This is a genomic window from Streptomyces sp. NBC_00322 (genome assembly GCF_036147535.1).
Lineage (GTDB): Bacteria > Actinomycetota > Actinomycetes > Streptomycetales > Streptomycetaceae > Streptomyces.
The window spans coordinates 4,310,509-4,327,629 of the sequence record NZ_CP108019.1 but is presented as its reverse complement, the minus strand read 5'-3'; the positions used below and the strand labels follow the sequence as shown (position 1 = coordinate 4,327,629).

14 protein-coding genes and 1 pseudogene are annotated in these 17,121 nt (G+C 70.3%); 9 read left to right on the top strand and 6 right to left on the bottom strand.

What is annotated here, in order from left to right; translation table 11 throughout:
• Window positions 1–80: 80 nt before the first annotated feature.
• On the bottom strand, window positions 81–440 hold the full coding sequence (locus OG905_RS19605; RefSeq protein ID WP_328673704.1) for an ArsR/SmtB family transcription factor: 360 nt from the start codon (window positions 438–440) through the stop codon (window positions 81–83).
• Between the two features lie 140 nt (window positions 441–580).
• Here OG905_RS19605 and htpX point away from each other — a divergent pair, with 140 nt between their 5' ends.
• The 6 genes and pseudogenes from htpX (at window position 581) to OG905_RS19575 (ending at window position 7,517) form a co-directional block, all read left to right on the top strand.
• Window positions 581–1,501 carry a zinc metalloprotease HtpX gene (gene htpX, locus OG905_RS19600; protein ID WP_328673703.1) on the top strand — a complete coding sequence of 307 codons (921 nt, stop codon included), beginning with the start codon at window positions 581–583 and terminating at the stop codon, window positions 1,499–1,501.
• 54 nt (window positions 1,502–1,555) lie between these two features.
• A complete protein-coding gene (pspAB, locus tag OG905_RS19595) occupies window positions 1,556–2,158 on the top strand; it encodes a PspA-associated protein PspAB (protein ID WP_328673701.1) in 603 nt (200 codons plus the stop codon).
• A gap of 105 nt (window positions 2,159–2,263) precedes the next feature.
• Window positions 2,264–3,070 (top strand): VOC family protein, encoded by an 807-nt coding sequence (locus OG905_RS19590; RefSeq protein WP_328673699.1) that lies wholly within the window; start codon window positions 2,264–2,266, stop codon window positions 3,068–3,070.
• Window positions 3,071–3,218: 148 nt separating this feature from the next.
• Window positions 3,219–3,344: pseudogene (locus OG905_RS19585) on the top strand (SAM-dependent methyltransferase); the annotation flags it as partial.
• A gap of 172 nt (window positions 3,345–3,516) precedes the next feature.
• Window positions 3,517–4,824 (top strand): phytase, encoded by a 1,308-nt coding sequence (locus OG905_RS19580; protein WP_328673696.1) that lies wholly within the window; start codon window positions 3,517–3,519, stop codon window positions 4,822–4,824.
• 284 nt (window positions 4,825–5,108) lie between these two features.
• On the top strand, window positions 5,109–7,517 hold the full coding sequence (locus tag OG905_RS19575) for a SpoIIE family protein phosphatase (protein ID WP_328673695.1): 2,409 nt from the start codon (window positions 5,109–5,111) through the stop codon (window positions 7,515–7,517).
• Window positions 7,518–7,577: 60 nt separating this feature from the next.
• On the opposite strand, the gene OG905_RS19570 is transcribed toward OG905_RS19575, so the two are convergent.
• Window positions 7,578–9,491, bottom strand: coding sequence for a protein-arginine deiminase domain-containing protein (locus OG905_RS19570; RefSeq protein WP_328673693.1), 1,914 nt, complete (start codon window positions 9,489–9,491; stop codon window positions 7,578–7,580).
• Window positions 9,492–9,806: 315 nt separating this feature from the next.
• On the opposite strand from OG905_RS19570, the gene OG905_RS19565 reads away from it, so the two are divergent.
• Window positions 9,807–10,112 carry a hypothetical protein gene (locus tag OG905_RS19565; RefSeq protein ID WP_328673691.1) on the top strand — a complete coding sequence of 102 codons (306 nt, stop codon included), beginning with the start codon at window positions 9,807–9,809 and terminating at the stop codon, window positions 10,110–10,112.
• Between the two features lie 156 nt (window positions 10,113–10,268).
• Here OG905_RS19565 and OG905_RS19560 read toward each other — a convergent pair whose 3' ends face one another.
• Window positions 10,269–11,009, bottom strand: coding sequence for a PP2C family protein-serine/threonine phosphatase (locus OG905_RS19560; protein WP_328673689.1), 741 nt, complete (start codon window positions 11,007–11,009; stop codon window positions 10,269–10,271).
• Window positions 11,010–11,188: 179 nt separating this feature from the next.
• Here OG905_RS19560 and OG905_RS19555 point away from each other — a divergent pair, with 179 nt between their 5' ends.
• Window positions 11,189–13,012 carry a glycoside hydrolase family 15 protein gene (locus OG905_RS19555; protein ID WP_328673687.1) on the top strand — a complete coding sequence of 608 codons (1,824 nt, stop codon included), beginning with the start codon at window positions 11,189–11,191 and terminating at the stop codon, window positions 13,010–13,012.
• A gap of 161 nt (window positions 13,013–13,173) precedes the next feature.
• Here OG905_RS19555 and OG905_RS19550 read toward each other — a convergent pair whose 3' ends face one another.
• From OG905_RS19550 to OG905_RS19540, 3 genes are all read right to left on the bottom strand, one after another.
• Entirely contained in the window at window positions 13,174–14,235 is a 1,062-nt protein-coding gene (locus OG905_RS19550) for a hypothetical protein (RefSeq protein ID WP_328673685.1), read from the bottom strand.
• Between the two features lie 117 nt (window positions 14,236–14,352).
• Window positions 14,353–14,937: a TIGR03086 family metal-binding protein gene (locus OG905_RS19545; protein WP_328673683.1), complete on the bottom strand. Its 585-nt coding sequence runs from the start codon at window positions 14,935–14,937 to the stop codon at window positions 14,353–14,355.
• A gap of 321 nt (window positions 14,938–15,258) precedes the next feature.
• A complete protein-coding gene (locus tag OG905_RS19540) occupies window positions 15,259–16,179 on the bottom strand; it encodes a helix-turn-helix domain-containing protein (protein WP_328673682.1) in 921 nt (306 codons plus the stop codon).
• Window positions 16,180–16,875: 696 nt separating this feature from the next.
• On the opposite strand from OG905_RS19540, the gene OG905_RS19535 reads away from it, so the two are divergent.
• Window positions 16,876–17,091: a MarR family transcriptional regulator gene (locus OG905_RS19535; protein ID WP_328673680.1), complete on the top strand. Its 216-nt coding sequence runs from the start codon at window positions 16,876–16,878 to the stop codon at window positions 17,089–17,091.
• The last annotated feature ends 30 nt before the right edge of the window (window positions 17,092–17,121 follow it).

Below are 17,121 nucleotides of genomic sequence, written 5' to 3'. Positions count from 1 at the left end.
TCAGCGTCGAGGCAGGAACATGTCAAGAGATTGCGCGAGTAATCACCGGTGCGGTGCCGCAGGTGCGGCGCCGCCGTTGCTCAGGCGGCGTACCGGCCCAGGATGTGGCCCATCGCGGCCAGCACCGACGGCTCGACCCGGTAGTAGACCCAGGTGCCGCGCCGCTCCGAGCTGAGCAGGCCCGCGTCCTTGAGCTTCTTCAGGTGGTGGCTGACGGTCGGCTGGGAGACGCCGACGTCGGAGATGTCGCAGACACACGCCTCGCCGCCCGCGTGCGAGGCCACCGCCGAGAAGAGCCGCAGCCGGACCGGGTCGCCGAGGGCCTTGAACATGGCGGCGGTGCGGACCGCCTCCTGTGCCGTGAGGGGGCGTTCGGTCAGCGGCGGGCAGCAGGGCTCGCCGTCCGGCTCCAGCAGGGGCAGCACCTTCGCATTCGACATACGTCTATGTTGACACATGTCGAACCAATGTGCCGGGAGGCGGGTGTCTTCGCTCCGCGAACTTATGCCGGAAATAGATGGGAAGGGAGCACAATCTATTCAGGGGGAACGAGAAACGGCACCGCCCGGAGAGTGATCAGATGCCAGCGAACCGGCCTCTTTCGCGCTACGCCCCGGATCACGGACTCACCACACGCATGGTGACGACGATGTTCCTGATCGGGCTGCTCTATGTCGTCTTCGTGGGCGCCCTGCTGGCGATCCTGCGAGGCTCCTGGCCGCTCATCCTGATCATCGCGGGCGCTGTGTTCGTCGCGCAGTTCTGGTTCAGCGACCGGATCGCGGCCTTCAGCATGGGCGCGCGTGAGGTCACCCCCGAGCAGGCGCCCGAGCTGCACGGCGTCGTCGACAGGATCTGCGCGCTCGCCGACATGCCCAAGCCCCGCGTCGCGATCGCCCAGAGCGATGTGCCCAACGCGTTCGCCACCGGCCGCAACGAGAGGACCGCCCTGGTCTGCGCCACGACCGGCCTGCTGCGCCGCCTGGAGCCGGAGGAACTGGAAGGGGTCCTCGCGCACGAGCTGTCGCATGTCGCCCATCGCGATGTCGCGGTGATGACCATCGCGTCCTTCCTGGGGGTCCTGGCGGGCGTGATGACCCGTATCGCGCTCTGGGGCGGCTTCGGCCGGGCGGACAGCAGCCGCGACCCCAACGCCGCCATCGCCATGATCCTTGTGCCGGTGGTCAGCGCGGTCGTCTACGTGATCAGCTTCCTGCTGACCCGCGTGCTCTCCCGCTACCGCGAACTGTCCGCCGACCGCGCCGCCGCGCTGCTCACCGGCCGCCCCTCGGCGCTCGCGTCCGCGCTCACCAAGGTGACGGGCGAAATGGCGAGGATCCCGACGGAGGATCTGCGCAAGGCGGAGCCCTACAACGCCTTCTGGTTCGCGCCTGCGTTCTCCTCGAAGCAGAGCCTGAGCCGCCTGTTCTCCTCGCACCCGACGCTGGAGCAGCGCCTGGACCAGCTGGCCAGGATCTCGGCGCAGCTGGCCCGTCCCTAAGCGCTCACCCCGTCCGTAAACGCTCACACAGATGCCGACGAACTGAGGTACCTCGTGGGACTCCTCGACACCATCCTCGGCCGCAGCAAGCCCGTACGCCCCGACCTCGACCAGCTCTTCGGCCTGCCCGGGGCCGCGATCACCCTCCAGGCCGGCGCCGGTTTCACCCCGACCGGTATCGGATCGGTGTGCTTCGCCAGCGTGGAGGGCGGCGCTTTCGCGCAACTCCAGCAGGATGTACGGGAGTTGCTGGACGCGGACACCGGTCGCGGCGGCGTCCCGGTCGAGTTCAGCCAGGACGCGTACGGCTACACCTGGCTCCTCGCCCGCCAGCCCGCCGACGACACGGCCTCACTGGTCAACGACCTCCACGCGGTCAACACCCTTCTCCAGGAAGCGGGATTCGGCCCCCAGCTGCTCTGCTCCCTGATGGTCTTCCACGAGGCGGCGGGCGCTCGCTCGCTGGCCCTGGTCTACCTCTACAAACGCGGCACCTTCTACCCCTTCGCGCCGCTGCCCGGCGCGGTCGAGAAGCGCGACAACGCCCTGGAACTGCAGGCCAGGGCGCTGCTCACCGACGACCTGCGCATCGAGACGGACCTGGCCCGCTGGTTCCCGGTGTGGGGCGCCCCGGGCCTGGGGGCCCCGCGGACCTGAATCTCACCGGGGCCGGGCGTGACAGGCGTTCACCGCGCGGGTTGGCCCCGGAATGGCTAGCGTGACAAGCGGGGACAAACCATCGATCAGGAGAGAGTCATAGCCATGGCCGCACTACCTGAGGGCACGCCGTGCTGGGCCGACGCGATGTTCAGCGATGTCGAGGGTGCGAAGAGTTTCTACGGAGATGTGCTGGGCTGGACGTTCGGAGAGGCGCAGTCGGAGTACGGCAACTACACACAGGCCTACGCCAACGGCAAGGCGGTGGCCGCTGTCGTCCCGCCGATGCCCGGCGCGGAGGCGCAGTCGGCGTGGTGCCTGTATCTCGCGTCGCCGGACGCCGCCGCCACGGCCACGAAGATCCGTGACAAAGGGGGCGAGGTACTGATGGAGCCGATGCAGGTCGGCGACTTCGGTTCGATGCTGCTGGCCCGCGACCCCGGCGGTGTCGCGTTCGGGGTGTGGCAGGCGGGTGTCCACGAGGGCTTTGAGGCGAAGGCCGTACCGGGCGCGTATGCCTGGGCCGAGGTCTTCACGCGCGAGCCCGAGAAGTCGGACGCCTTCTTCCCCGCCCTCTTCCCGTACAAGGTGCAGCGCGTCGAGGACCCGGAGGTGAAGGATCTGGACTTCACGATCTACAACCTCGGCGACGACACGGTCCTGGGGCGGATGAGGATGGGGGAGGAGTTCCCGCCCGAGGTGCCCGCGTACCTCAACGTGTACTTCACCGTCGAGGACTGCGACGCGGCGGTGGCCAAGGCGACGGAACGCGGCGCGGTGCTCCGGTTCGGGCCGATGGACAGCCCGTTCGGGCGGTTCGCGGCGCTGACCGATCCGCAGGGCGCGGCGTTCTCGGTGATCGACATGACCAAGACCGCCGGCGATATGCCGAAGATGTCGGACGTGACCTGAGCGGTGGTCGCAGGCCTCCCGCATTTCCTCCCGCGCGCTTCTTGAAGGGGCGTGCGGGAGGCGCTTGAGGGGCGCGCGTTGATTCCGCGTGCTTCCATCGCTCCGCCGTGAACCAGTCACCGAAAGTGACGGCTGTGCCTTCGGGGAGTATTTCAAGGCCATGGCCGCCAACGACCTCGCGAAGTGCTCGGTGGCCACGGGCATCGAGGACCCCTTCCTGACCGCGTACAAGGAAGGCAGCTTCCACTGCCTGCTGATCGCCGCGGACCGCGTCCGACGGCTCAACGGAGCAGCCCCGGGCCCCCGTCGGCCCGGGGCTGCCCTGCCGTCGCGGCGAATTCACGGCCCGCACACGCGGGCATCCCGTGCCCGACGCCCGGCCGCCACCCCCCGGTTACACGCTCACGTGACTGATCGTCATGTTCCCGACACTGAGGAGCACATTCGTGAGCAGGCCCCGTTCCGTCCGGCCGGCCGCCCTCGTGCTGGTCACGTCTCTCGCGGTACTCGCGGCGGCCGTGCCCGCCGAGGCGCGTACCCCTGCCTCCGGTTCACTGCCCGCCGTCACACCCCGGGCGGAGACGCCCACGCTGTACGACGACGAAGGGGGCGGCAACGCCAACGCCGACGACCCCGCGATCTGGCGCAACGCCGCCGACCCCGGCCGCAGTCTGGTGATCGCCACCGCCAAGGAGGGCGGACTGCGCGTCTACGACCTCGACGCCCGCCAGATGCAGTCGATCCCGGCGCCTGCCGGGCCGCGGCCCGGCGACGCACCGGGCAGGTTCAACAACGTCGACCTGGTACAGGGGCTGCGGCTGAGCTCCCAGAAGGCCGACGTCGCCGTGACCACCGACCGCGGCAACGACCGGCTGCGCGTCTACCGCATCGACCGCGACCGTCCCGGCGGACCGCTCACCGATGTCACCGACCCCGCCGCCGCGCCGGTGTTCTCCACGGGCCAGAACGAGATCAACGACCAGAAGACCGCCTACGGCCTGGCCACCTGGACAGACAGGACCAGCGGCCGCTCGTACGCCCTGGTCAGCCGCCGCAACCGCACCGCCGTCGCGCTGCTGGAGCTGACCGCCCGGCCCGGCGGCACCGTCGGCTACCGCAAGCTGCGAACCCTCGACCTGCCGTCCGCCTTCCGGCTGCCCGACGGCTCCTCCTGGAGCCCGTGCGCCGAACCCGGTGAGCTGCCCCAGGTCGAGGGCATGGTCGTTGACCCGGCCAACGGCACGCTCTATGCCGGGCAGGAGGACGTCGGCATCTGGCGTATGCCCGCAGATCTGACCGGTCGCCCCCAACTCGTCGACAAGGTACGCGAGTTCGGCATCCCGGGCGTCTACGACGAGGAGACCGAGGAGTGCACCGCGGGAGCCGACCCCGGCTTCGGCGGCAAGCGTCTCGCGGCCGACGTCGAGGGGCTGACGCTGCTCACCGAGCGCGACGGCGACGGCTACCTCATGGCCTCCAGCCAGGGCGACAACACCTTCGCGCTGTACGACCGCGAGCTGGAGGACGACAACGAGTACGAGGGCGGCTTCCGGGTCGCCGCGGCGACGGGGACCCTCGACGGCTCCGAGGAGTGCGACGGTGCCGCCGTGCTGGGCGCGCCGCTGGGCAGGAAGTACCCGCACGGCCTGCTCGTCGTCCAGGACGGCCACGACACACCGGTACAGGGCGAGCGGGAGGCCACCGGGTTCAAGTTCGTGGATCTGGGCGATGTCATGGACAGCATCAAGAACTGAGTCGAGGACCGAGTACCGGCCGGTCCCGCCGCCCCGCCAGAGCGGCCCGGCGGGACCGGCCGGGCGGGTTGTGCCCCGGGGGGTGGCGGGAAGCCGGGAACTGGTGAACACTCGCGGAACCCCGCACACGCCGCGCGCCTTCCCTAGGCTGGAACCGACCGGTTCAGGACGCGTGACGAGGTGGGTGGGCCGCCTCTGAGCGCGGCGCGGCCGACAGGGCCCGGTCGGAGGCGAGGGATGATGAAACGTCCGACGACAGCGCGAGCACGGGGGCGCTGCGGACTGTGACACAGCGGATCCAGGTTTTCGGCGGGGCGGCGCTGGCCGCTGTCTATGTGCTGGGCAAAAAGCACGACACCCTCCAGCTGGCGGAATCGGCCGGAGGCTCCGGTGCCCTGTACGGGCTGTCGCCCAGCTACTCCCTGTCCGGCCGGGCTCCCGTCGTAGACGCCTTCCGTACCGGCCGCCCCCTGTGGCTCAACGCGACGGGACTCGCCTCGTACGGCGAAAACCCTCCCGAGACCCTGCCCGCCCATGTCTCGCTGGGCGCGCTGCCGCTCGGAGCCAACGGCACTCCGCTCGGCTGCCTGGTCGTCGTCGACGAGGTCGCTGACGGCTTCGACGCCGAACGGCGCAACTTTCTGGAGCTCTACGCCGACCAGGTCGCCGCATGGCTCGAAGCGGGCGGCGAACCGAACAGTCACGCCATCGGCCGTACGGGCCGCCGCCCGGTTCTGGGACCCGCTCTGGGCCGCTTCTCCGTCGGCTCCTTCACCCTGGTCCTGAACACCGGGCAGATCGACGCGGACGACCGGGTGCTCGATCTGGTCGACATCCCCAGGGAAGACTTCGACGGACGTGTCGAGACGCTTCTCGAACACACCGTCCCCGACGATCTGCCCGCGCTCATGTCCATCGTCGAGCCGGGCCATATGACCTCCACCGGCCGGGAACTGGAATTCCGCATCCGGCGTCCCACGGGTGAGCTGCGCTGGCTGCGCCTGCGCGCCCGGCGGCTCGCGGAGCGCGGCGGCAGGCCCGAGCGGGTCCTCGGAGTCGTCGCCGACGCCGCGCATCTGCGGCCCAGCGCGGACGAGGTCTCCAAGGTGCAGCGGCTGTCCGTCGCGCTGGCCGGTGCGATGACCGTCAGGGACGTCAGCCGAGCGGTGGTGTCTGCCCTGCGCGACCCCCTCGAAGCCGACCGGGTGGCTCTCGCCGAACTGGAGGGCGACCGCCTGGTGGTCTCGGTCCTGGACCCGCCGGAACCCGATGCCTGGCCGGAACTGTGGCGTTCGGAATGGCGCTCCGAGTGGCCCGACGCGCCCGCCCGCGCCCTGCCCACACTGGAGGCCGCGCTGCGCGAGGGCCGGATGAGCCTGTGGACGGCGGGATCCAGCCTGGAGCCGAACCTCGCGGGCGTCGGCCCCGGCGGCCTCGCCGTGCTGCCGCTCCCCGCCGAGGGCCGGGTGGTCGGCGCATGTCTGGTCGGATGGGACGAGCCGCACGCCTTCGGCACCGAGGAGCGGTCCCTGCTCACCGCGACCGCGGGCCTGGTGGGACAGGCCCTGATGCGCGCCCGTGCGCTCGACGCCGAGCACGAACTCGCGACGATGCTCCAGCGCAGCCTGCTGCCCCGCAAGCTTCCCCGGCTGTCCGGAGCCGTCGCCGTCGCCCGCTATCTGCCCGCGACGGTGGGCCTCGCCGTGGGCGGCGACTGGTACGACGTGATCCCGCTCTCCGAGAACCAGGTGGCGCTGGTCGTCGGGGACGTCCAGGGACACAACGCGGGCGCCGCGACGATCATGGGCCAGATGCGTACCGCCATCAGGGCCTACGCGGTGGAGGGCCACCCGCCCGACGTGGTGGTCTCCCGCGCCAACCACCTGCTCGTCGGCATGGAGACCGACCTCTTCGCCACCTGCTGCTATGTCGCCATCGACATGGAAGAGGGCAACGCCTGGTGCGTACGGGCCGGGCATCTGCCGCCTCTGCTGCGGACGCCGGACGGCGACACCCGGGAGGTGACGATCGAGGGCGGGCCCCCGCTGGGCGTACTCGCGGAGGCGGACTTCCCGATGACCGCGGTCGCACTGGCCCCCGGCGCGGTGCTCGCCCTGCTGACGGACGGCCTGGTCGAGTCGTCGAGCCTGCACCTGGACGACGGCATGCGCCGCGTGTGCGACCTCCTGTCCGCCGCCGACCCCTCCGATGCCGGGCGGATGGCCGATGAGCTGCTCGGCGGCTCCAACCGGCGCGACGACGACGTGGCCCTGCTGCTCCTGCGCTACGACGGCATCGGGGTGCGGCCGCTGCGGGTGAGCTGGACCGTGTGGAGACTGCCCGACGCCGTCGCCCACGCGCGCCGCTTCACCTCCCGCACCCTGCGCTCCTGGCAGGTGACGCAGGAGGCCGACACCATCCTGCTGATCGTCTCCGAGCTGGTCACCAATGCCCTGGTCCACACCCAGGGCCAGGTGCGCGTCGACTTCACACTCGCGGGGGAGCGCCTTCGGGTGGCGGTGAGCGACGCCTCTCCGCGCGCACCCGTCAAACCGTCGAACCTGAACTGGGAGGCGACCGGCGGCCGGGGCATCCTGCTCGTCCAGGCGGTGTCGGCGGCGTACGGCTCCGTGCCGCTCAGCAGCGGCAAGCAGGTGTGGGCGGACGTTGCCCTGACGCCGCGCCAGGCCTGACCGGCGGGGTGGTGCGCACGCCCGCGGTGACGGACGTGCGCACCCCTGCTTTCCGACGGGCTACGGCTTCCACCAGGAGGCCGAGGCATCGCGCAGCGTGTTCGTTCCGCAGTGCACCTCACCCATGCCGACGTGATACGTGTGCCAGTCGTCGAGGTACGACACCTTCATTCCCGCGCCCGTGTACGCGGCGGTCACGGCGGTGGTGAAGATGTCCTTGCCGCCGATGACCGGTCCCCACTGCCGCGGAGCCAGATAGCGGTTCCTGCCGAGCACGATCCCGTTGACCGCCCCCGGAACGTAGGCGCTGGTCATGACGGTTGCCGCGACGGCGGCGCCCTCGCGGTGCTGCGAGAGTTCCTTCTGCTGCCCGTACTCGCGGACCGCGTCCGGTGCCTGGCCGGCCCCCATCCGCGTCAGCCGCGGCATGCTGTCGCCGCGCTCCTCGCCCGTACCCCGCGTGTACAGGGCGGGCACCCGCACGACCTCGGCTTCGGTCGCGCCCGTCTCGCGCATGAGCACAGCCAGATTCGCGGTGATCCGCTTCGCGGCCATGGTGTTGTCGGCCACCAGCCACTTCGAGGCGAGCGCCTGGTCGATGGTCTCCTTGGGGGCGGGCAGGTCCTTGCTGCCCGGCACCGAGAACATCCGCGTCCTGCCGTGGCCTGCCGCCTTCGCCTCGCGCAGCAGCCGCAGCCCGGCATCCGGGTCGGCGATCGCGATCTTCCAGCCACGTGGGGTGTCGGCCGGGAGGAACTGGACGAACTCGTCCACGTGGCCCACATGCAGCCACGAGGTGTCCAGGAGCAGCGGGTCCTGGAAGCCCTGGGACTTCAGCAGCGTACGCATGGCCTGCGCGGGCTTCGAGCCGTTGTCCTTGCGCTCGCCCATGATGATGCGCCCGGCGGGGAAGGACCGGCCGCCTTGGCTGTACGGAGGGATGGTCTCCAGGTTCCCCATCGAGTTGAGGGTCCACTCCTCCGAGTCACGGACCCCGGACACCTGCACCACGCCCACGCCGTTGCCGCGCAGCTTCTCGAACAGCTCCCGGCCCGCCGCGCGGTCCGCCTGCGCGGAGCGCAGCATCACGCGCATGACCTGCTGCCGCCCGCCGGGACCGGCCATGCTCACATAGCCGGGCTCGACGAAGTCCTGTGCCCAGATGTCCCCGTACTTCTCGAAGGTCACCAGCGGCTTGGACATCCCTGCCGACTTGGCCTCCGCGGCAAGGCCCTTGACGAAGGCCTGCTGCCTGCGCGCGTAATCGTCCTTCCCCGGCACCTTGGTGACCATCAACTGCTGTGCGTTTTGCAGGTGATGGTGGGTGAGCAGCGGGGCGACGCGCAGGGTGACATCGTCCGACGTGCTCCTCCCGCCGGAGGTCACGGTCAGCCGGATCACGGCGCGGCCGTCCCAGACCTTGCTGTCACGTATGACGTCGGTGCTCTCGACCCCGAGCTCCGCCCCGGAGCGCAGCTCGGCGGCGGACAGGCGGGTCTTCGCGGTGACCAGGGCCCAGCCGGTGGTGCGCTTGAGGAAGACCCGGGTGTTCTTGCCGCCGTTGACCACCCGCAGCGTGCCAGTCGCGGTGGCGGGCAGCTTCGCCATCGGCACGGAACGCACCCGCGCCAGGTCGGCCAGGTCGTCGGCGCCGTTCACCTTGGCGTCGGAAGCGTCGTTGCAGGCGGCGAGCTTGGCGTCCGGCAGCTGCTTGCCGCCGGGGCCCTTCACGGCACACCGCTTGCTGTCGTCGTCGATATTGGGCAGGAAGACCGCGCCCCTCCCGGGGGCCCAACTGTCCTCCCCGTCGGTGTCCGTGACGCCGCTGACATCCACCCGCCCGTCCCGGTTCACATCCGCCCGGAGGTCCACCTGTGGCGGCGCCTCGACGGCGAACGCCGGTGACACGGGCGCCAGTACGGCCCCGATCACGGTGATGGCCAGTGCCGCGTGTCTCGCATGGCTCGTACCCACGATGCGTCCCTTCCTGGGGTTCGGATTCCGAGCCGGAAGAGGGCAGGAGTGAGCGGTGAGTTGCCTGTGGACGCAAGGGATCATCCCGCAGGTATGGCGAGGGGGAGACCCGTGGAGGAGGCAGTGTCAGCCCGGGCATGACGAGGAATCAGGCGCATGGGGATAAGGGCGGGTCGGACCGGCCCGACCACCCGATCGGTGGGCTCGATCCCTGTCGATCTAGGCTTCCGGTTGACCACGCGGGCCGACATGCCCGCGTCAACGGGAAGGGGAACAACAGATATGCGCCCACGCCGAATCCTCGGAGCGTCTGTGGTGACTGCCGCCCTGCTCGGCACCACGCTGATCGCCGGCGGGTCCGCCTCGGCCCAGACGGGCGCCGCCACGTCCGCGGCGAGCTGCACGGCTACGGCCCTCGAGACGGTCGTGATACGCGACCGAACGAGCGTCAGCGGCACGGCACTTGCCCAGCTCAACAAGGGCGAGAGCGCGTCTTCGCCGTGCCAGATGTACTACGGCGGGTCGTACACGAAGTGCGGAATCACCAGCAAGCGCTGGGTCAAGGTCACCAAGCACGGCGTGACCGGCTATGTGGTCGGCACCTGCGTGAAGACGCCCTGACTCCCGTTTCCAGCCCGTCCGGCGTTTGAGGACACGCGCGAAGCGCGTACGGGGTCTGGGGGCTTGCCCCCAGTTACGGGATGGGGGTACCTCCCACGGCCGCCAGGCCGTAGCGGGAGGGCGGGTCGGGGACAGAGCCCGCCGCAGGCGCGCCCTCTACTCGCTGAGCCGCACCAGCGCCAGCGTGATGTTGTCCGGCCCGCCCGCCTCGATCGCCGCCTTCCACAGCTCGAACGCCGCCCTCCCGTCGTCGTGCACCCGCAGCAGATCGTCGATCACCTCGTCCGGCAACGGGTCGGTCAGCCCGTCGGTGCAGATCAGGTAGCGATCGCCCATCGACAGCGTCGAGGCCGTCACATGGGCCGTGACGGCCTCGAATTCGAGTCGTCCGCCGAGCGTCTGCGTGACGGCCGACGTTGTGCGCCGCCCCAGCTCCGGCGGCGGGCTGTCGTCCACGCTCACCTGGCGAAGCCCGTCCCGGGCTGCCTCGTACACCTTGCTGTCCCCGACGTTGAACGTCAGCAGTGACTCCGCGAGCACGACGGCACCCGCCACCGTGGTCCCCATCGTGGCCAGTTCGGGCCGGCCGCCGGCAGCCGCGTACACCGACTGGTTGCACACGTCCAGCGCGTCACGGAGGGGCGCCTCACCATCCAAGGAAGGCCCGAACGAGGCGAGTTGGCGGGCGACCAGCGCACTGGCCACCTCACCGGCGGGCTGCCCGCCGAGCCCGTCGGCGACCGCGACGACGAGCGGCGTGCCGAGCGGGAACACCAGGGTCTGAGGGTTCTCGGTCACGGTGCCGCACAGCGTCCACGGCCCGACGACGAGACTGTCCTCGTTGTGCTCGCGAATCAGCCCGACGTGGCTCAGGGCGGTCACGGCTATGTACGGCACTGAAGGTCCCGCCTCTCCGCTGGGCAGCCGCGTGCTCCTCACCACCATTGTGACGCGTGGGGCGGGCCGGGGCAGCGGGCCGGGCCCTGTTCCGTGCCGCAAGGCTCCGGAGTGCCCCTGTGGCAGGGGTGCCATAGCGTGGGTTGTAGTCGTGGTGGGGGCCTTGCGGAAGGATCACCATGCGCAGCTATCCGCTCATCGCGGACCACGGGCTCATCGGGGATCTGCAGACCGCGGCCCTCGTCTCGTCCGAGGGCGTCGTCGACTGGTTCTGTACGCCGCGCTTCGACTCGCCGAGCCTGTTCGCCGGGCTGCTCGACCTTGAACGCGGCGGGCATTTCGCGATCACCGCCGATGCGCCCGACACCACCGCCCGGCAGCTCTATCTGCCGGACACGGCCATCCTGGTCACCCGCTTCCTCACGGCCGACGGCGTGGGCGAGGTCCTCGACTTCATGCCCCTCGACCTCCCCGAACTGCCCACGGCCCGGCACCGCATGGTGCGCGTGATGCGGGTGACGCGCGGCAGCGTCCGCTTCGCCCTGGAGTGCAGGCCGCGGTTCGACTACGGCCGCGCCGAGCACCGGCTGACCCTGGAGTCCGGAGTCGCTCACTTCAGCGGGCCGGGCGCCGAGGCCTTCTTGCAGACCATTGGGCCGGTGACGCTGGAGCGCGACGGCGAGGACGCACGGTCGACGGTGCTGCTGCGGCAGGGGGAGCGGGCCGCCGTGGTGCTGACCGTGTGCGAAGCCGGTGGCGAGCAGCCGGCACCGATGACCGAGCACGACGGACGGCAGGTGTTTGATGACACCCGGGACTTCTGGCACGGGTGGATCCGCCGCAGCCGCTACCGGGGCCGCTGGCAGCAGATGGTTCACCGCTCCGCGATCACGCTCAAGCTCCTGACGTACGCGCCGACCGGCGCGCCCGTGGCAGCGGTCACGATGGGGCTGCCGGAGCAGCTCGGCGGCGAACGGAACTGGGACTACCGCTACACCTGGGTACGCGACGCCTCCCTGTCCGTGAGGGCCCTGGTCGACCTCGGATTCGAAGAGGAGGCCCACGCCTTCCGCCTCTGGCTCGGTGCTCGTATGAAGGCGGGCAAGACCGTCACCGGTGAGCCGCTGCAGATCATGTACCGGGTGGACGGCGACCCTCACCTCGCGGAGGAGGTGCTCGGCCACCTGGAGGGCTATCGCGGCTCGGCTCCGGTACGGGTCGGCAACGGGGCCGCCGACCAGCTCCAGCTCGACATCTATGGAGAGGCCGTCTACGCGCTCGCGGAGACCAAGAACGTCGTCCTCCTCGCCGGCTATGACGGCTGGCAGGTCGTTGCCGGAGTGCTCGACTGGCTGACCGGGACATGGGATCGGCCCGACGAGGGCATCTGGGAGACCCGCGGCGGGCAGAAGGACTTCACGTACAGCCGTCTGATGTGCTGGACGGCCTTCGACCGCGGCATTCGGGTGGCCACGGAACTCGCCCGCCCGGCCGACGTGCCCGGCTGGACCGCCGCTCGTGATGCCGTGCTCCAGCAGGTGATGGACCGCGGCTGGAGCCCAGAGCGCCGGGCGTTCGTCCAGCACTACGGGGACGAAGTCCTGGACGCGTCCCTGCTGTTGATGCCCACCGTGGGATTCGTATCGCCCAAGGACCCCCGCTGGCTGTCGACGCTGGACGCGATGGACGCGGAACTGGTCTCCGACAGCCTCGTCTACCGCTACGACCCGGCCGCGTCCCCGGACGGACTGCGCGGCAGCGAGGGCACCTTCTCGCTGTGCAGCTTCCTGTACGTGGACGCCCTGGCCCGCGCGGGCAGGCTCGGCCCAGCCAGGTACGCCTTCGACAAGATGCTCACCTACGCCAACCATGTCGGCCTGTTCGCCGAGGAGATCGGGCCCACGGGCGAGCAACTGGGCAATTTCCCCCAGGCGTTCACGCATCTGGCACTGATCACCGCGGCCATGTCGCTGGACGAGGAGCTCGACCGGGCGGAGGTATGACGCCCCCTGCGGAGCGGCTTCCCCAGGGAAACGGGACCTGCGCGCACCCTTGCGATCGCCGGGCGCACACACTGAGCGCTTCAGTTGGCGAAACCCGCCAACTGAAGCGCTCAGTCACATCTGGCCAAGTACCGCGCTCGGCCTGTGTTGTGACCCGTTGATCAGTTCTTGACCTTGACGGGGGTCAGGGTGAATCCGTTGTTGGGCTTGCCCATGAGCAGGTCGGGCAGCCCACCGGTGAGGGCGAAGGTCGACCCGTGGGGCCCGGCGGCGATGCCGCTGGTGACGGGGGCGGTTACGGTGTCGGTGACATTCACCGTGGCGTACTTCCAGTCGCCGCAGGGGCGCACCCGCTGGATCTGGGCGGGCTTGCCGGTCAGGAGGCCGCTGCTGACCGCGGCGATGGAGCCGTCGGGCAGCACCCGGATGCCGGCGGTGAGGGCGGCCAGCGGCTGGGAGAGCTCGACCTTCCGCGCGCGTTCGGGGTGGTTGACCGGTACCCGGACCAGAGTGCCGTCGGCCTTGGCGATGATCAGGTGGTTGTGCGGCGTCCAAGCCACCGCGGTCATCCCGATGCCGGACAGGAAGTTGGGAACGTCGACCGTTCCCTTCAGGAGATCGCTGCGCAGGAGGACCGAAGCCTGGCCGTTGCGGTCGATGCGGAACACCGTGGGGGTGAGCTGGTCGACCGCGTACGCGGTGCCGTCGGGGGCCACCGTCACGTCGGCGATCAGGTGCTGCTTGCCGTCGGCGGCGACCTTGGCCAGATCGGCGTACCACTGCTTCCGTCCGCTGGTCAGGTCGTAGCTGCCCACTCCGGCGACGCGGAAGGTGGTGTCCTTGGACGAGCGGTCGGCAACGCCGTAGTCCACGTTGCCGGCCAGGACGCGATGCATGTCGCGGTCGACGCGGACCGCCTGGACGGACACCAGGCTCGGGTCGTCGACGAGGGTGCGCACGGTTCCGTCGAGGCCGACGGTGGAGATCGTGCTGTGCTTCAGCGAGCCGACGACGAAGCTCTTCGACTGGCGGTTGTAGTCGACCGAGTGGGGGAACACCCCCGGGCCGTTGGCCTTGATGACGCTGTGTGCGGCGTTTTCGGTCTGCGCGATCCTGTGTCCGTCGTGGCCGGGAGCCGTGGAGGCGGAGGCCGTCATAACGGCCGTACCGGTGGTCAGCACTGCGGTGAAAGCGGCGGCAGCGAGCGCGAGCTTGAGCTTCATGGAAATCTTCCTCCGTCTGTTGATGCGTTCTTCGCGTAAGGCTGTGAGTGATGGAGCGCGGCGTTGACGCTGCCGCGGACGGTGTTGGAGTACGGGCGGACCGACTGCGAGGGGAGATCAGCCGGCGATCTCACGCCCGAGCAGGGCGGCCAGGTGGTCGATCGCGGGGGCATCCGCCGGGGCGGTGCGGGACATGGCGAACGGGCCGTCCGGGGCGGGCGGCAGCTGCGCCACCAGACCGCGGGCGAACTCGATCTCCCGCTCGACCGCGGTGTCGTCGAACAGGGCCTTCTGGCCGGTGGCCTGGGCCAGGTCCCAGCCGTGGACCAGGTGCTCCATGGTCTGCAGGTGCAGTGCCACGGCGCCGGGCACCTCCCCGATCGGGGCCTGCACGGTGCGCTCCAGCGCTCCGGGTCGCGCGAAGGCGGCCGCCAGAGCGCCGGCCGACTCGCGGACGGCCGCCTTCAGCGAGTCCGGCGTGGACTCGGTGCCGGCCGGCTGCTCAGGGCCCTGCGAGGTGGGCTGCTCGGCCATCGCGTCGGTGAACACCCGCTGTCCCGCCACCAGATGGTCGACCAGCTGCGCCACGTTCCAGTCGGAGCACGGCGTGGGTGCGGTCCACTGGTCATCGGCGACGGCCTCGACGAGGTGGGCAACGGTGTCGGCGATGCCGGTGAAAGCCGTCACGGGCGTGTTGGACATGGGAGAACTCCATTCATGGTCAAAAGGGGGCAGGACGGGGTGTTCCGGTGGCTCGCCGCGTGCGGGCACCGCCCCGGTGGACATGTCTGTCGAAGGGCACGTCGTGCCCCTGCTGCGGAGGTGGGACGAGCGGGAGCGGCAGCGTCGTCGGCGTCGGCGACGGCGAGGTGGCCGTGACACGCGCCGCTCAGGTCACTCGTGGCCCGGTTACCGGCAGTGGGCAACCGCCGGGGCGCTCGTCCGGGCGTGACGCATCGTCCGGCCGGCTGCGATTGGGTTTCGGTTCGTCAGCCGGGCGGTTGGATCAGGTAGGCGATCGGATCAGGCGTGCGAGGACGTACGGGTGTTGGGACTGTCGGCCCTTGCCACCTCCCCGGCGCGGTGGAGGGTCTGGTTGAGCAACCGCAGCGCCGCTTCGGAGGCCGATCCGGGCTCGGCCGTCGTCACGACCAGCCGGACCCCCTGTCCCCGCGGCACCGGCAGCGAGTGCTGCAGAACGTCCATCTCCCCGACCAGCGGATGGCGCATCCGGTACTCGGCAAGATCCCAGGCCCGTACCCGGTGCTCGGCCCACAGGGTGGCGAACTGCGCGCTCTGCATGGTCAGTTCACCGATCAGGGATGCCAGGCGCGGGTCGTCCGGGTATTCGCCCACCGCCTGCCGCAGCTTGCCCACCACGTCCCTGGCCTTCCTCGGCCAGTCGACGTATAGGTCCCGCGTATGGGCGTCCAGGAACACCAGCCGGGCCGTGTTGGGCCGCTCGGCCACCCGGTCCGGGCTGTCCGCGTCCAGGTGCCCTGCGAACAGGGCGTGCCCGGCGCGGTTCCAGGCCAGCACGTCCGAACGCCTGCCGAGGGCGACCACCGGTGCATCACCGAAGGTGTCCATCAACTGCCGTACCGCCGGGGTGACCCGCTCGGCGGGCAGTCGGCGCCGGCGTGTCTGCTGCCGCCCGTCGCCCGCCAGGTCGTGCAGGTGGCGCCGCTCCGCTTCGTCCAGCCCCAACGCTGTGGCCAGCGCATCGAGGACCTGAGGCGACGCGTTCAGCGACAACCCCTGTTCCAGCCGGGTGTAGTAGGCCACGCTGACTCCCGCCAGCTGCGCCAGCTCCTCGCGCCGCAGACCCGGGACCCGCCGCCGCTCGCCGTACTCCGGGAGCCCCACGTCCGCCGGCTTCAGCTGAGCCCGACGCGTTGACAGGAACTCCCCGAGGAGGGATTTGCCGTGCCGTGTGTCGTTCATGCGGTCGAGTATGTTCCGGCCCGCATCTTCTAGCCTGCCACTGCGAGTAACAGGCACGGAGACCGCGGAGACCGTGCTGCTCGGCCCGGGAAGGGGACCCGACGCCCGACGCCTCGGCGGCATGAGACTCGTCGGCGCTCAGCACTCCCGTGAACCACTCGGTCACCGTCAGGTTCCCCAGTCACCGAAAAGTGCGTTCTTCCCTGCCGGGCACACACTCTCCTACGGTTTCCGAGTAACCACCGGAGAGCGCTTGCGTCTCGGGTTCTGCGGAAGCGAGCCCACGGGCTCTCAGGCAAGAAAGCAGGCAGCATGGGAGGTCGAAGCCACCGCGATCCTCGACTGAACAGGGGCTCTTCGCCCGGAGGTCGGTGAGCAGGCCCTCTGCCGGCGGCGGGCGAAGGCGTGCGCTCGGCGTGTAGACGTGCGCAGGAAATCGAACACATGATTGAATTCCGGTCATGCCCCACGCTGCTTTCCCGCCCGACCTCGTGCAGGCCCAGCGCGACTGGAACCGGACATACGCACTGCTCGCCGAGCATCAGCTCCACACCACGGTGCTGCGCCGCCGCCTGCTGGACCTGTCCCTCCGACTTGTCCGGCATCCGTTCTGGGCCACCGAGCAGGGCCGGTCGCCGGCGGCCCGGGTGGAGCTGCGCCGCCACGTGCGCGCTCAGGAGGAGGAAGGGGAGACCTGTGGTCGATCGCCTGAGCGCGCGGCAGGAGAGCATTCTGCGGTGCATCACGGAGTGGATAGCTGACCATGGCGAGGCCCCGACGATCCGCGAGATCGGTGAGAGCGTCGGCCTGTCCAGCACGTCGTCGGTGGCCTACCAGCTCCGCCGGTTGGAACAAGCCGGGCTGATCAGCCGCAGCCGCCGGAGCTGGCGCTCCTGCCGCATCGGCAACTGACCTGCGGGCCAGGCCCGTTGGGCTGGCGCT